Genomic DNA, 14,678 nt, shown 5'->3' with positions numbered 1-14,678 from the left:
GCACCTGCCCACACACGACACCTCCCCACGCGCGGCACTGCCCACACACGAGCATCTCCTCACGCACGGCACTTGCCTACGTGTGGCACCGGCCGATGCGTTGTACGCGGGGGCAGCGGTTCAGTTGAAGCGTGAGTACGCGGGTTCCGTCCAGTCGGCGGGAAAGGCTTGGTCGGTCCAGACGGCTTCGGTGATGTGGAAGACCGTTTCCTGGCCGTTGGCTGGTCCGGCCGGTGCGGGCGTGGCGGACGGGCGGACCTCCGCCGTCCCGGTCAGTTGCAGGGTGGATCCCGTGTCCCAGTCCGGAATCAGCAGTCCGGTCGAGGGACTCACGCGGATGTTGCCTGCGGTCATCAGCATCGCGTTGCCCACGTAGTCCGGCCAGACCAGCTCCGTCGGGGAGACGACCTCGATGAAACCGGGGTTGCCGCCGCGGTGTGAGACATCGGCTCCGGCGGCGGCCGCGGTCGCGACGAAGAAGGTGTCGGCGGTGGAGATGAGCGTCGCCTGGGCGAGGTCGAGAGCCGGCGAGCGCCGCACCACGGGTGCGAAGGCCACCGGATCGCCGCGGCTGGCGCGTGCCTGAATGTACTTGGGGCAGTTGCCGAATGCCTGGTGTACGTCGATCTCGCCGCCGCCGTCGATCGGCCGCCACCGTCCGTTGACGCGTAATCTCTTGCGTAGCACCAGATCTATGGTCAAGGTGCCGACGTCGGCTTCGGCCCGCAGGACGTCGGCCAGCGGGTCCGTCGGCACCACCGCGCCCGCCACCCGCACCGTGTGCGGGTCGGGGGCCGACAGGAATCCTTGCGGCCCGGTGATATTGGTGGCCCACACGCGGCCGCCGCGATCCCGCGCACCCAGGACCAGCATCCGCTGCCTGGTGAGGAAGTCGAATGCCCCGCGCGGCACGGCGTCCGAGAGGATCGGCCGGACCCGCGCCGCCTGCTCGGCGAGTCCGGCCGCGCGTTGGGCCGCCAGTTCGCCGGGGTGGAAGGCGAGCCGGTCGACGGGGTCGGCGGCCATCTCAGAACACCAGGATCCGGTGGCCGGACTGCGCCAGTTCCCGGATGCTGGCGACACCGGCGGTGCCGGGCGCCTGGTTCGCGCTGACCATCGGGATCTCCTCTCCGGCAACACCTTCCGCGGCGCCGAAGACGGTGGCGCAACCGCCCGAGGCCAGCGTGGCGACCCGCTTCTTCACCTCGGTGTAGAGCTCGTGCGCCGGGTGCGCGGGGTCGGCCAGCACGGCGGGCCAGCGGGTGCCCGCGCCTTGGAACAGAATCACCCCGTCACCGGACTGCCCGTATTCCCACGCCGTCGCCAGCGCGTTGAACACGCGGCCCAAGGCCTCCTCCGAGCCGGTCGACGGGTCGGACAGCACCACTACGGCGGTCTTGTCGCTCATGAACGCACTCCTCAAATCGGTGTCGGTGAAACGCCTTTTATTTTTACCGATCGTTCGGTAATTAGATAGAGTGATGCCGGTCACAGGGGTTGTGCGGAGGGGGTTACGCCTGCGGCAGCAGCAGACTCGGCAGCAGCGCCAGGGTTTCGATGAAGGCGTCGGTGTCACCGGTGACGCGGGCCAGCACCAAGGCTCCCTCGATGCGCAGAAACGCTTCCCTGGCAGCCCTTTTCGCTTCCGCGGGCGAATGTCCCGCGCGCCGGGAGGCGTGGGCCATGGCGTCGATCCACGCTTGCGCCAGTGACCGCGCGTGGTCGCGCACGCTTTGCGGAGCGCCGCCGAGGGTCATGCTCTCCAGCACACACGCCAGCGTGCCCGCGCCGTAGAAGTCGCCCAGCCGATCCGCGGTCTCGCACACGCCCCGCTCGACGTCTTCGTCCTCGGCCAGGGGTGCCAGAATCCACCGGAACCGCTCGCCAACCTGGTCGAGCACCGCTTCGGCCATCTGCTCCTTGCCTCCGGGATAGCGGTGGTAGAGGCTCGCCCGCTGGAGCCCGGACGCTTGGGTGAGATCGGTGAGCGCGGCCCCAACGAAGCCCTTGTCCCGGAATACCGACACGAGCTGCCCGAGCAGCGCGGGTTCATCGATGGAGGGTGGTCGCGCCATACCGCAACATTACCGAACCTTCGGTCAAATACGAGCGGCCCAGCAGCCACCCGAAACTCCACCGCAGACATGCTGCGCCGCCCCGGCATCGAGGCGCACGATGGGGTGATGCGTGTTGGTGAGGTCACGGTAAGCGAGCGAAGCCGACACCGTGCGGTGTGGGCCTCGATGGCGACCACCGTGCGCGCCGAGCCGGGAGCGCGGGTCTCGGTGACGGCGCTCGACGGGCGCGCCGCGCAAGTCTCGGTAGCCGCGCACGTGCTCGGTGGCGCGCGGCGCGGGTTCCGGTGGCCACGCCCGCGATCGGTGCGCCGGGTTTCCCTGGCCACGCCCGTCATCGGTGCAGCCGCAGCGCGCGCCTCAATGGCCGCGCGCCGCGGCGGGCGGAGGGCACGTTCCTCGGTAGCGGCACCCGCGCTCGATGGGCGCGCGACGCGAATCGCGGTGGCGGCACTCGCGCACAGCGGGCGCGCGGCGCGAGACTCGGTGGCGGCACCCGTGCATGGCGGGCGCGCGGCTCGAGTGTCGGTGGTCGCGCTCGTGTTGATCGGTGTCGTAACAGCTTGCGGCGGTGGGGAATCCGGGGGTACGGAGCGGCCGTCCGCAGCGGCCACGACGGCGCGTAGCGATCCGTCCGGCGTCCCGGACCTCGGGGCGGGCGAGGAGTTGGCTCGGGATATCGAGGTGCCGTGGGGACTGGCATTCCTGCCCGGTGGGGCCGCGTTGGTTGCCGAACGGAATTCCGGTGCGGTGCTGAGGATTTCGCCCGGTAAGCCGCCCGAGCGGGTGTACGAGATGCCCGGCGTGGTCGCGCGGGGCGAGGGTGGTCTGCTCGGGCTGGCGGTGCCGCCGCACTATGCCGACGACGGTTTCGTCTACGCGTATTTCACTGCCGCCGAGGACAATCGGATCGTCCGGTTCCGGACGGATGGTCCGCCGGAGGTGGTGTTCGCGGGAATCGCCAAGTCCGGCAACCACAATGGCGGCCGTATCGCCTTCGGGCCCGACGGGATGCTGTACGTGGGCACCGGTGATGCCGGAGAGGCCGAGCGCGCACAGGATCCGGCGAGCCCGAACGGCAAGATCCTGCGTCTCACTCCGGAAGGCCGTCCCGCGCCGGGCAATCCGAGCCCGGATTCGCCGGTCTACTCCCTCGGCCACCGCAATGTGCAGGGCCTGGCGTGGGATCGGTCGGGGCAGCTGTACGCGGCGGAGTTCGGGCAGAACCGGTTCGACGAGATAAACCGCATCGAACCCGGCCGCAACTACGGCTGGCCCGCCGTCGAGGGCACCGGCGACACCGACGGCGGCCGGTACACCAACCCGCTGCTCACCTGGACCACCCGGGAAGCCTCGCCCTCCGGCATCGCCATCACCGCGGACACGCTGTACACCGCCGCCCTGCGCGGCGAGCGGCTGTGGGTCACTCCCCTGCGCGACGGCGCGCTCGGGCAACCGCAGGCCGAGGTGCGCGACCGCGGCCGCCTCCGCACCGTCGAGGTGGCACCCGACGGCGCCCTGTGGCTGACGACCTCCAACACCGACGGCCGCGGCGACCCGCGCCCGGGTGACGACCGAATCCTGCGCTTCCCGGCCCGCTGACCGTCAGTCCGCGGTGACGGGCGGCAGCTCCGCCGGGACCGGCGGCCAAGGCAGGGGTGAGAGCTGGGCGGGCAGGCGGGTGAGGTCGTCCGCCCAGTCCACCGCCACGCCCACCCACGCCCTGGGCCGGTCGAACCGGGTGGCCTGGGCCGCGAAACGGGTTCGGCGGAAGGAGATCTCGCCGAAGAAGTCACCGCCGGAGAAGTCGGTGACGCCGCCGACGAAACGAGCATCGGCGAACGACACCGCACCGTGGTACTCGGCGCGGGAGAAGTCGACGACCTCGGTGCCGGGCCGCCGCCACCGCGGTTTGCCACCCAGCCGGGCACCGTCGAAGGAGGTGCGCGTGGCGTAGAACCGCGCTCCGGCGAAAGATATTCGCGCGCCGTCGAATTCGGCACCGTCGAACCGGGCACGCGCACCGTCGAAAGTGGCCCCGTCGAAGACCGTTTCGTCGGCGGCGAACCGGGCGCCGCTGAAGTTCGTCTCCTCCCCCGAGAAGACGGCGTTGTTGAAACGCGTACGCGGACCGGCGAACTCAGCGCCCTCGAATGACACCTTGCGCCGGAAGGTGGTGCGGTAGAAGCTCACCCCAGCCCGGCCGAGGCGCAGGTCCTCGGCGGCCGCGCCGGTGAACCGCGCACCCGTGAACAGGGCCGCGTCGTCGAAGGTGGCCCCGTGGAAGGTGACGTGCTTGCCGACGAAATCCACGTGTTCGAAGTTCGCGGAACGACTTCCGGTGAAGTACGCGCCGCGGAAGTGGGTGTGCCGGCCCGCGAAGACCGCGTACCGGAAGTCGACGTCCTCGAGCACGGCGTCGTCGAAGTCGAAATTGTAAGAGGACCACGAGGTTTCGGCGGACGGACGCAGATGTGCCACGATCACCGCGACGATGGTCCGTCGCACCTCGCTGTCGTTCTGCCGGATCTGGTATGCGCGCTCGACGGCGGTGCCGGGATCGTTCTCCGACACCGGCTCACCCGATCTGGTCTCCTTGCGCGAGACCAGGTGATTCGCGCCCTCACTCGGGTCGTAGGGCAGGCGCAGGTAGCCGCACAGCACGTCGATGCACTGCTGACGGCGGCCGCGCACGCCGAATTCGTCGGCGACGCCGGCCATCGCGTACACCCCGGCGATCCGCACGGCCACATCCGGATCGCCCAATTGCTTTGCCGCGGCGCCGAACAGCTCCGCGAACCGGCCCCGCTCGTTGTCGCGCTGGCGGCGGTAGGCCACGACCAACGCGACCGCGCCGCCGATGCCCGCAGTCACCGACAGCGCGATCTTGGTGAGATCCACCTGATTCGGCGTCTCCGTCTTCGCGCCGAGCAGCAGCCACAGCGCCCACCACGCCAGGGCGGAGATCGCCAAGCCCCCGAGCACCGCCGTCACCACCGACAGCAACAGAGCCGAACGCCGAATCCTGCGGTTCAGCCGTTGACCGAACCTCCCCCGCCGAGCCATAGCCGCATGGTAGCCGGAAATCGCCGCCCACGGCAGGGTGAGCGGCGACTTCCGTTACGCCCGCGAGGCTTCCGCGGCCACCGCCGCCCGGCTGCCGCGCAGCCCGATGGCCGCCGCCACCAGGCACGCCGCCGCGACCACCAGCACGAACCACGGGAACACCGTCCCCATCCCCCAGGTGGTCGCCGCCCACCCGGCCACGATCGTCGGCAACGCCATCGACGTGTAGGCGAGCAGGTAGTAGGCCGACATGGTCTCACCCCGCTTGTGGTGCGGCACAACGTTCGACAGGTGCCGCAGCGAACCACCGAACCCGAGCCCGAAGGTGCCGCCCAGCAGCACGCCCGCAACCAACACGACCGCCCAGTTGTGCGTGGCGAGAGCGGGAATGGTCAGCAGCAGGGCGATCGCCATGCCGGTGTCGCCGCCGATCGCCGCCCGCCGCGCCGGAATTCCCGTCGCGAACAGTTGCGCCAGCGCGCCCGCCGTCGCAGTGGAGGCGACCACCGCGCCGCCGAAGACCAGGTTGTGCACACCGGTCTTCTCCGCCGCCAGCGCCGGATACAGCGACAGCAGCACGCCCAGCACCGACCAGGCCGCCATCACACCCAGCGCCGAGAACCAGAAGTCGGCGCGAATCTCTTGCGGCACAGCGGGTCTGGCGATCCGGATCGGTCCCGACACCCGTTTGGTGTGGGTCTCCCGCATCGCCACGACGCCGATTCCGATCACCACGCAGACCACGGTGATCACCAGGTAGGGCGTGCGCAGCGGATGCGGCACGTACTGCGCCAGCAGGGCCGAACCCAGAATCGCCACGGCCATGCCGACATTGAACGCCACTCCGGTCAACTGCCCGGACCGCGCACCGCGTTCGGGACGCAGATCCAGCAGCGCGGCCGCACCGGACACCACGGTCGCCCCGACCGCGACGCCGTGCAGCGCGCGGGCAACCAGCAGCATCGCGACATTGTCGGCGAGCAGGAACACCACCAGCCCGACGACCATGGTGGCGATCGCGCCGAGCAGCACCGGCTTGCGGCCGACCACATCGGAGATCTTCCCGGACACCAGCACCGCGGCCAGGGCGGCGATCGCGTACACCGCGAAGACGACGGTGGTGGTCAAAGGCGTGAAATGCCACTGCTTCTGGTACAGCCCGTACAACGGCGCGGGCGCGCCGGACACTCCGAGCGCGACGCCGCTGGCGGCCAGGATCAAGGCATAGGCCCAGGGTTGCGTCGTCCGCGCGACCGGGGTAACAGCCACACTCGCTGCCATCGGTCCCTCCATCGGGTAGGTTTGATTGCGATCGAACCCAACAACCCTAACCCCGGTACGATTCCCATCAAACCGTCAGTGAGGTAGATCATGACGGACGCCAAACGCGTCGTGGAGGCGTTCCCGGTCGCCGCGGTGCAGACCGTGCTCGACGCGCTGCACGATCCCGTGCGCCTGGAGATGGTGCGGCGGCTGGCCAACGCCGGCACCGCGGTGCGCTGCGGTCAGCTCTACGACACGATCAACAAGTCGACCGCGACGCACCACCTGAAGACGCTGCGCCAGGCGGGCCTTACGGAGAAGATCGTCGAGGACGGCCAGACCTACGCCCGGCTGCGCACCGAGGAGGTCGACCGGGAACTGCCCGGCCTGCTGGACGCCGTCGTGGGCGCGGCCAACCGCGCCGAGCCGAAGCGCTAGATGTCCCCGATCTCCGAACTCGCCGACGTGGTCGTGGATCTGCACTCCGACCTCGCCGAGTGGCTGGGTTCCGACGCGCCGCCCAAGGTCTTCGACCGTTTCGCCAACGCCCTGGACGACGGTTTCACCTCCGTGGTCACCACCGGCGACGCCGTCGACCGCGACGCGATGCTCGCGGGCCTCTGGTCCGCCCGCAACGCCCAGCCCGGCCTGGAGATCGAGATCTCCGAGGTCACCGAGATAGCCCGCGCCACCGGCCTGGTCGTAGTCCGCTTCGCCGCCGAGAACCACTACGCCGGCACCACCACCAAACGCCGAGTGACCGCCGTCCTCCGCACCGACGGCCAGCTCTACACCTGGCGCTCGGTCCACGAAACCCCGGTCATCACAACGGGATAACGAGGACCGGCACGCGAACCCTCAGTCGCGCACCAGTTTTCGGACCGCGGCGGGGAGGTCTCGGGTGCGGCGGTAGGGGCCCGCCACCGAGACCGCGAAGGGGCGGGAGAGGAGGGTGCGGGCTATGGCGGAGACCTCGGCGGTGGTGACCGCGTCGATGCGGGCGAGGGTGTCGGAGACGCTGCGGTGGTTGCCGTAGCTGAGTTCGCTGCGGCCGATGCGGTTCATGCGGGAGCCGGAGTCCTCCAGGCCGAGCACGAGGCCGCCGCGCAGGGAGCCCTTGGCGCGGGCGCATTCGGCGTCGGTGATGCCGCCGTCGGCAGCTTCTTCGAGCACCTCGCGCGCCAAACCCGCCACCTGCCCGAGGTTTTCGGGCTGGCAGCCCAGATACACCGAGAAGGCGCCCGTGTCGGCGAAGGTGTCGACGCTGGAGTACACCGAGTACGCCAGGCCGCGCTCCTCCCGGATGCGCTGGAACAGCCGCGAACTGAGCCCGCCGCCGAGCACCGTGTTGAGCACCGACAGCGGCCAGCGCCGGGTGCCCTCGTGCCGCCCGAACGCGCGCACGCCGAACACCAGGTGCGCCTGTTCGCTGTCGCGGTAGATGCGCTGCAACTGCGGCTGCGCCCGCGGCCGGAAGTGGCCCTCGCGCCGCGGCGCGGGTTCGCGGCCGGGCTCGAGCCGCCCGGCGAACGCGCGCCGGATCAACTCCACCGTGTGCTCGTGCTCGACATTGCCCGCCACCGCGACCACCATCCGCTCCGGGCGGTACCGGCGCAGATGGAATCCGCGCAACTGCGCCGCGGTCATCCCCTCGATGGATTCGACCGTGCCGATCACCGGCCGCCCGACGGGATGATCGCCGAACAGCGCGGTGAGGAACGCGTCGCCGACCATGTCCTCCGGGTCGTCGTCGCGCATCGAGATCTCCTCGAGCACCACCTGCCGCTCGACCGCCACGTCCTCGGCCCGGCACAGCCCGTTGAGCACCACGTCCGACACCAGATCCACCGCCAGCGGCAGATCCTCGTCCAGCACGTGCGCGTAGTAGCAGGTCTGCTCCTTGGCGGTGAACGCGTTCAGCTCGCCGCCGACCGCGTCCATGGCCTGCGCGATGTCCAGCGCGGATCGGGTCGGGGTCTGCTTGAACAGCAGATGCTCGAGGAAATGCGCGGCGCCCGCCACCGTCGGGCCCTCGTCGCGCGACCCCACCCCGACCCATACGCCGACGGACGCGGACCGCACGCCCGGCACGTGCTCGGTCACGATGCGCAGCCCGCCGGGCAGCACCGTGCGCCGCACGCCGGCGTCGGCGAGCGGGGCGTCGGGCGGAGCGAGTCGTAGCGAAGAACCCCCCTGCTCGGTCACGAGCGAGGGGGGCGCTGTCTTCTTCTTCGTCACACCGAAATGATTACTCGGCACCGGCCTCGACCGCAGCAGTGTTGTCGGAAGCGGCGCTGTCGGCCGCGTCCTCCTCTTCCACCGGCACCAGGGAGATCTTGCCCCGGTTGTCGATGTCGGCGATCTCGACGCGAATCTTGTCGCCGACGTTCACCACGTCCTCGACCTTCGCGACCCGCTTGCCGTTGCCCAGCTTCGAGATGTGCACCAGACCGTCGCGACCCGGCAGCAGCGAGACGAACGCGCCGAAGGCAGTGGTCTTGACGACCGTGCCCAGGAACCGCTCGCCCACCTTCGGCATCTGCGGGTTGGCGATCGCGTTGATGGCGTCGATCGCCGACTGCGCGGACGGGCCGTCGGTGGCGCCGACGAACACGGTGCCGTCGTCCTCGATGGAGATGTTGGCGCCGGTGTCCTCGGTGATCTGGTTGATGACCTTGCCCTTGGGCCCGATCACCTCGCCGATCTTGTCGACCGGGATCTTGATCGCGGTGACGCGCGGCGCGTACGGGCTCATCTCGTCCGGGGTGGCGATGGCCTCGGCCATCACGTCCAGGATGGTGATGCGCGCGTCGCGGGCCTGGCTCAGCGCACCGGCCAGCACCTTGGAGGGGATGCCGTCCAGCTTGGTGTCGAGCTGCAGCGCGGTGACGAACTCGCGGGTGCCGGCGACCTTGAAGTCCATGTCGCCGAAGGCGTCCTCGGCGCCGAGGATGTCGGTCAGCGCGACGTAGCGGGTCTCCTCCTCGCCCTGGTCGTTGCGGACCGCGTCGGACACCAGGCCCATCGCGATGCCGGCGACCGGAGCCTTCAGCGGCACACCGGCGTTCAGCAGCGCCAGCGTCGAGGCGCACACCGAACCCATCGAGGTGGAACCGTTGGAGCTCAACGCCTCCGACACCTGCCGGATGGCGTACGGGAACTCCTCCTGCGAGGGCAGCACCGGCACCAGCGCCCGCTCGGCGAGCGCGCCGTGGCCGATCTCGCGGCGCTTCGGGGAGCCGACGCGGCCGGTCTCACCGGTCGAATACGGCGGGAAGTTGTAGTGGTGCATGTAGCGCTTGGAGGTCTCCGGGCCGAGCGAGTCGACCTGCTGCGCCATCTTCACCATGTCGAGCGTGGTGACGCCGAGGATCTGGGTCTCGCCGCGCTCGAACAGCGCCGAGCCGTGCGCCCGCGGGACCACGGCGACCTCGGCCGACAGCGCGCGGATGTCGGCCAGCCCGCGGCCGTCGATGCGGAAACCGTCGGACAGGATGCGCTGGCGCACCAGCTTCTTGGTGACCGAGCGGAACGCCGCGCCGATCTCCTTCTCCCGGCCCACGAAATCCTCGGCGAGGCTCGACAGCACGGAGAGCTTGATCTCGTCGATCTTCTCCTCGCGCTCCTGCTTGCTCGCGATGGACAGCGCCTCGCTTAGCGGGTTCTTCGCGGTGCCCTCGACGGCGGTGTAGACGTCCTGCTCGTAGGGCGGGAACAGCGGGAAGTCCTCGGTCGGCTTCGACGCCAGCTGGGCCAGGTCCTGCTGCGCCTTGCACAGGCGGGCGATGAACGGCTTGGCGGCCTCGAGGCCCTCGGCGACCACCGTCTCGGTCGGCGCCTGCGCGCCGCCCTCGACCAGGCTGATCACGTTCTCGGTGGCCTCGGCCTCGACCATCATGATCGCGACATCGCCGGAGTCGACCACGCGGCCGGCCACGACCATGTCGAACACGGCGCCCTCGAGCTGCTCGACGGTCGGGAACGCCACCCACTGGCCCTCGATCAGCGCCACCCGCACGCCGCCGACCGGACCCGAGAAGGGCAGGCCCGCGATCTGGGTGGACGCCGAGGCCGCGTTGATCGCGACGACGTCGTACAGGTCCTTGGGGTCCAGGCTCATGACCGTCACGACGACCTGGATCTCGTTGCGCAGGCCGTCGACGAACGACGGGCGCAGCGGGCGGTCGATCAGGCGGCAGGTGAGGATCGCGTCGGTGGACGGGCGGCCCTCGCGGCGGAAGAACGAGCCGGGGATGCGGCCCGCGGCGTACATCCGCTCCTCGACGTCGACCGTCAGCGGGAAGAAATCGAACTGGTCCTTGGGCTGCTTGCCGGCCGAGGTGGCCGACAGCAGCATGGTCTCGTCGTCCAGGTAGGCGACGACGGAGCCGGCGGCCTGCTTGGCCAGACGCCCGGTCTCGAACCGGACGGTGCGGGTGCCGTAGCTGCCGTTGTCGATCAGGGCCACCGATTCGAACACACCGGGTTCGACCTCGACGGCGGAGCTGGTCACAGTGTCTGACATTTTTTCTCTTCTCAACCTCTCGTCTCGCCGGATCCAGCGCAGGTACGCGCGATCCAGCTGTCGTCAGCCGTACCCGGGCTCGGGCGCGCGTCGCGGCGCGCACACCCGGTCGATTCCCCTTGGAAGCGGCAACGCGGAGGCGGTCATCGATCGAAGCTCTCCGGGCTGTCGTGCCGAAAAGCCACTACCGAAGACCGACGCCACGCGACGGGTGCGTACGGCTGTGTCGTCGCCGTGCGTGGAACCGGTCGATCCCTACACACGACTAGCCGACGGGGAGATTCTAAGCCTCCCCGCCGGCTGTCTGGCGAACTGCCTGCGCAGATCGTGTGTCCGCGTGCGTCAGCGACGCAGTCCGAGCCGCTCGATCAGCGCACGGTAACGCTCGATGTCGTTGTCCTGCAGGTACTTCGACAGGCGCTTGCGACGGCCGATGAGCTGCATCAGGCCGTGGCGGGTGTGGTGATCGTGCTTGTGCTTCTTGAGGTGCTCGGTGATGTCGGAGATGCGCTTGGTCAGCAGCGCGATCTGGGCCTCCGGCGAACCGGTGTCCTTCTCGTGCACTCCGTACTCGGCGAGGATCGCCTTCTTCTGCTCGGTGGTCAGCGCCACGAATTCACTCCTGATATTCCAGTCCGCGCTCGGAAGAACCGGGAAGACCCGGGCGGGCGCCGCCGCGGACCGCAGCAAACCCGACGAGCCAGCCTACCGGACGGGTCCCGAGCAACCGAATCGCCCCGGCCTGCCATCCCGGCACGCACCCGTCCTCCCGGAATGACGGGGCGGGGATATCGAGGATGCGTGGTGTGGCCGTAACCGCTCCCATTACCTCGCGCGTAATCGACTCTGGTCCGGCGCGCTGCGAATCTTGTTCTCGCAACGCCGATTACGAAGGAGTCACCACGATGCCGCACTTCCGGACCACCGACGGAACCACCCTGGCCTACGAGGAGTACGGCACCGGCACGCCGATCGTCTTCCTCGCCGGGTGGTCGCTGAACACCGAGATGTGGGAGCAGCAGGTCCCCTTCTTCGCCGAGCGCGGCTACCGCTGCGTGCTGCTCGACCGCCGCGGCCACGGCCGTTCGGACCGTCCGGCGACCGGCTACGACGCCGACACCCGCGCCGACGACGTGGCCGCGCTGCTCGAACACCTGGATCTCACCGAGGTCACCCTGGTCGCGCACTCGACCGGCGGCGCGGAGGCGATGCACTACCTCGCGCGGCACGGGCAGGACCGGGTGCGGCGGGTGGCGCTGCTGGCCCCCGCGATGCCGCGGCTGCGGTGGGCCGAGGACCACCCGGCGGGCGTGCCGGACGAACTGCTGGCCGCGTCCATGGCCGCGCTGCGCGCCGACCGCGCCAAGTGGATGGCCGACCGCGCCCAGGGCTATTTCGCCACCCATCTCGGCAACGACGTCTCCCCCGCGCTCATCGAGCAGGAGGTCCGGCGCTGCCTGTCGGCCACGCACTGGGCCGCGATCCGGGTGCAGGAGGCGGTGATCGACACCGACCTGCGTGCCGAACTGGCCGACATCACCGTGCCCGTTCTCCTGATCCACGGCCTCGCCGACCAATCCATTCCGATCGATCCGACCAGCCGCGTCGCCGTCCGCCTGCTGCCGAACGCACGGTTGACGGAACTGCCGACCGCAGGGCACGGGCTCTACGTCACGCACGCGGCCGACATCAACGCGGCCGTCCTGGACTTCATGAAGGAATGACGCCCCCAAGGATGCCTCCCGTCATCCCGGCACGCTTTTGGCCGGGATCTCGCGGTGGATCCCGGCCGAAAGCGTGCCGGGATGACAGGGCGCGGCCGGGATGACGGGCGCGATGGGGCGTCGTTACCCGCCGTCGGCGGCGAGGATTTCGCGGGTGCGTGCCACGTCCTGCCCGATGGCCGTGACCAGGGCATCGATCGAGTCGAATCGGCTCTGGCCGCGGATGTGCTCGACGAAGTCCACGGCGACGTGCTGGCCGTAGAGGTCGGCGTCGGTGTCGAGGACGTAGGCCTCGACGGTGCGGGTGCGGCCGGAGAAGGTGGGGTTGGTGCCGACCGAGATCGCGGCCATGGCCCGTTTGCCGGGCAGCGTGGTGCCGACCGTCTTGCCGGGGCTGAGCACGGTGAACCAGCCCGCGTACACGCCGTCGGCGGGGATGGCCGCGTGCATCGGCGGCGCCACGTTGGCGGTCGGGAAGCCCAGTTCGCGGCCGCGGCCGTCGCCGTGCACGACCACACCCTCGACCCGGTGCGGGCGGCCCAGCGCGTCGGCCGCGGCGGCCATGTCGCCGGCGTCCACGCAGGCGCGAATGTAGGTGGAGGAGAACGTGACCGCGTGCTCGCCGACCAGCTTGACCCCGTCGACCTCGAACCCGAACCGGCCGCCGAGCTCGCGCATGGTCTCGACGGTGCCGGCGGCCTTCTTGCCGAAGGTGAAGTTGTCGCCGATCACGACCTCGGTCACGTGCAGCTTCTCCACCAGCAGGTCGTGCACGTAGCGCGCCGGGGTCAGCTTCATGAAGTCCTGGGTGAACGGCATCACGAGGAAGACGTCGATGCCCAGTTCCTCCACCAGATCCGCGCGCCGGGTCAGCGTGGACAGCTGCGCGGGATGGGAACCCGGCCGGACCACCTCCATCGGGTGCGGGTCGAAGGTCATCAGCACCGAGGGGACGCCGCGGACCGCGGCGGATTTCACGGCACGGCTGATCAACTGGGCGTGCCCGCGGTGCACACCGTCGAACACTCCGATCGTGAGCACGCACCGGCCCCAGTCCGGGGGCATGTCCTCGAGACTTCGCCATCTCTGCACACCCGGCAGCCTACGCAAGCCCGGTCACGGACAGCATTCGGCGGTGCGGTTGTTCACAGCGGCGTGGTGCGGGGCTTCGCGGGTGGTCACGCTCGCGTCATCCGCCGCCTCCTCCGGACCGGTCGTTCCCCCGGCTAAGCTCGGAAGGTGCCCGGAAAACGAGACATCGCCACCCGCCGCGAGCTGGCCGGTCCCGCCGCGACACACGAACCGAGCGTCGCCGCCGAGCGTGCGGCCGCCCGGCGCGGCGAGGCCAATCTGGCGCCGGTGCTGTCGTCGGTCGCCCAGGACTACCTGAAGGTGATCTGGACCGCGCAGGAATGGTCGCAGGAGAAGGTGTCGACGAAGCTGCTCGCCGAACGCATCGGCGTCTCGGCGTCGACGGTGTCGGAGGCCGTGCGCAAGCTCGCCGATCAGGGTCTGGTCGAGCACGCCCGGTACGGGTCGATCACGCTCACCGAGGAGGGCCGCCGGGCGGCCGTGGCGATGGTGCGCCGGCACCGGCTGCTGGAGACGTTCCTGGTCAACGAGCTCGGCTACGGCTGGGACGAGGTGCACGACGAGGCCGAGGTGCTCGAGCACGCGGTCACCGAGACGCTGATGGCCCGCATCGACGCCAAACTCGGCCACCCGGACCGCGACCCGCACGGCGACCCCATCCCCTCGGCCGACGGCGCGGTCCCCACGCCGCCCGCCCGCCAGCTCAGCGCCTTCCAGGCCGGCGAATCCGGCCGCGTGGCAAGGATTTCCGACTTCGACCCGGCGATGCTGCGCTACTTCGACTCGGTCGGCATCGCCCTGGACACTCCGATCACGGTGGTGGAGCGCCGCGATTTCGCGGGCACCATCGCCATCCGCATCGGCGACCACACCCTGGACCTGGGCAGCCCTGCCGCCGAGGCCATCTGGCTCACACACTGAGCCGAGCACGAC

The 14,678-nt window shown here is 70.0% G+C and carries 14 protein-coding genes; 5 read left to right on the top strand and 9 right to left on the bottom strand.

All coding sequences use genetic code 11. From position 1 onward, the window contains the following. Positions 1-120 precede the first annotated feature (120 nt). From IU476_RS20955 to IU476_RS20945, 3 genes are all read right to left on the bottom strand, one after another. Positions 121-1,026, bottom strand: a complete 906-nt coding sequence (locus tag IU476_RS20955; RefSeq protein ID WP_195102512.1) for a pyridoxamine 5'-phosphate oxidase family protein — start codon at positions 1,024-1,026, stop codon at positions 121-123. Between the two features lies 1 nt (position 1,027). Beyond that, positions 1,028-1,408, bottom strand: coding sequence for a hypothetical protein (locus IU476_RS20950; RefSeq protein WP_195102511.1), 381 nt, complete (start codon positions 1,406-1,408; stop codon positions 1,028-1,030). 103 nt (positions 1,409-1,511) lie between these two features. Next, positions 1,512-2,075 carry a TetR/AcrR family transcriptional regulator gene (locus IU476_RS20945; protein ID WP_195102510.1) on the bottom strand — a complete coding sequence of 188 codons (564 nt, stop codon included), beginning with the start codon at positions 2,073-2,075 and terminating at the stop codon, positions 1,512-1,514. Positions 2,076-2,621: 546 nt separating this feature from the next. On the opposite strand from IU476_RS20945, the gene IU476_RS20940 reads away from it, so the two are divergent. Beyond that, positions 2,622-3,677: a PQQ-dependent sugar dehydrogenase gene (locus IU476_RS20940; RefSeq protein WP_438944049.1), complete on the top strand. Its 1,056-nt coding sequence runs from the start codon at positions 2,622-2,624 to the stop codon at positions 3,675-3,677. 3 nt (positions 3,678-3,680) lie between these two features. Here IU476_RS20940 and IU476_RS20935 read toward each other — a convergent pair whose 3' ends face one another. Further along, complete coding sequence (locus tag IU476_RS20935) at positions 3,681-5,141, bottom strand: pentapeptide repeat-containing protein (protein WP_195102508.1); 1,461 nt, start codon at positions 5,139-5,141, stop codon at positions 3,681-3,683. 54 nt (positions 5,142-5,195) lie between these two features. Then, on the bottom strand, positions 5,196-6,422 hold the full coding sequence (locus IU476_RS20930) for an MFS transporter (protein WP_195102506.1): 1,227 nt from the start codon (positions 6,420-6,422) through the stop codon (positions 5,196-5,198). Between the two features lie 90 nt (positions 6,423-6,512). Here IU476_RS20930 and IU476_RS20925 point away from each other — a divergent pair, with 90 nt between their 5' ends. Together IU476_RS20925 and IU476_RS20920 are read left to right on the top strand one after the other, a co-directional pair. Then, positions 6,513-6,842, top strand: coding sequence for an ArsR/SmtB family transcription factor (locus IU476_RS20925; RefSeq protein WP_195102504.1), 330 nt, complete (start codon positions 6,513-6,515; stop codon positions 6,840-6,842). Then, positions 6,843-7,241, top strand: a complete 399-nt coding sequence (locus IU476_RS20920) for a DUF4440 domain-containing protein (protein ID WP_195102502.1) — start codon at positions 6,843-6,845, stop codon at positions 7,239-7,241. A gap of 21 nt (positions 7,242-7,262) precedes the next feature. Here the strand turns inward: IU476_RS20920 and IU476_RS20915 are convergent, their stop codons facing one another. From IU476_RS20915 to rpsO, 3 genes are all read right to left on the bottom strand, one after another. After that, positions 7,263-8,609 (bottom strand): M16 family metallopeptidase, encoded by a 1,347-nt coding sequence (locus tag IU476_RS20915; RefSeq protein WP_438944048.1) that lies wholly within the window; start codon positions 8,607-8,609, stop codon positions 7,263-7,265. A 43-nt stretch (positions 8,610-8,652) separates the two neighbouring features. After that, the gene (locus IU476_RS20910) at positions 8,653-10,929 is read right to left on the bottom strand and encodes a polyribonucleotide nucleotidyltransferase (protein WP_195102497.1); all 2,277 of its coding nucleotides are present in this window, start codon (positions 10,927-10,929) and stop codon (positions 8,653-8,655) included. Positions 10,930-11,271: 342 nt separating this feature from the next. Further along, entirely contained in the window at positions 11,272-11,541 is a 270-nt protein-coding gene (gene rpsO, locus IU476_RS20905; RefSeq protein WP_195102494.1) for a 30S ribosomal protein S15, read from the bottom strand. 293 nt (positions 11,542-11,834) lie between these two features. On the opposite strand from rpsO, the gene IU476_RS20900 reads away from it, so the two are divergent. Next, positions 11,835-12,653, top strand: coding sequence for an alpha/beta fold hydrolase (locus tag IU476_RS20900; RefSeq protein ID WP_195102484.1), 819 nt, complete (start codon positions 11,835-11,837; stop codon positions 12,651-12,653). 123 nt (positions 12,654-12,776) lie between these two features. On the opposite strand, the gene IU476_RS20895 is transcribed toward IU476_RS20900, so the two are convergent. Continuing rightward, positions 12,777-13,745, bottom strand: a complete 969-nt coding sequence (locus IU476_RS20895) for a bifunctional riboflavin kinase/FAD synthetase (RefSeq protein ID WP_195102482.1) — start codon at positions 13,743-13,745, stop codon at positions 12,777-12,779. Positions 13,746-14,003: 258 nt separating this feature from the next. Here IU476_RS20895 and IU476_RS20890 point away from each other — a divergent pair, with 258 nt between their 5' ends. Next, positions 14,004-14,666 (top strand): metal-dependent transcriptional regulator, encoded by a 663-nt coding sequence (locus IU476_RS20890; protein WP_195102719.1) that lies wholly within the window; start codon positions 14,004-14,006, stop codon positions 14,664-14,666. Positions 14,667-14,678 lie beyond the last annotated feature (12 nt).

Origin of the sequence: Nocardia blacklockiae, from assembly GCF_015477355.1 — a bacterium.
Classification (GTDB): Bacteria; Actinomycetota; Actinomycetes; order Mycobacteriales; family Mycobacteriaceae; genus Nocardia; species Nocardia blacklockiae.
Note: the sequence above shows the minus strand (reverse complement) of the source record. Positions and strands in the feature narration are given on the sequence as shown.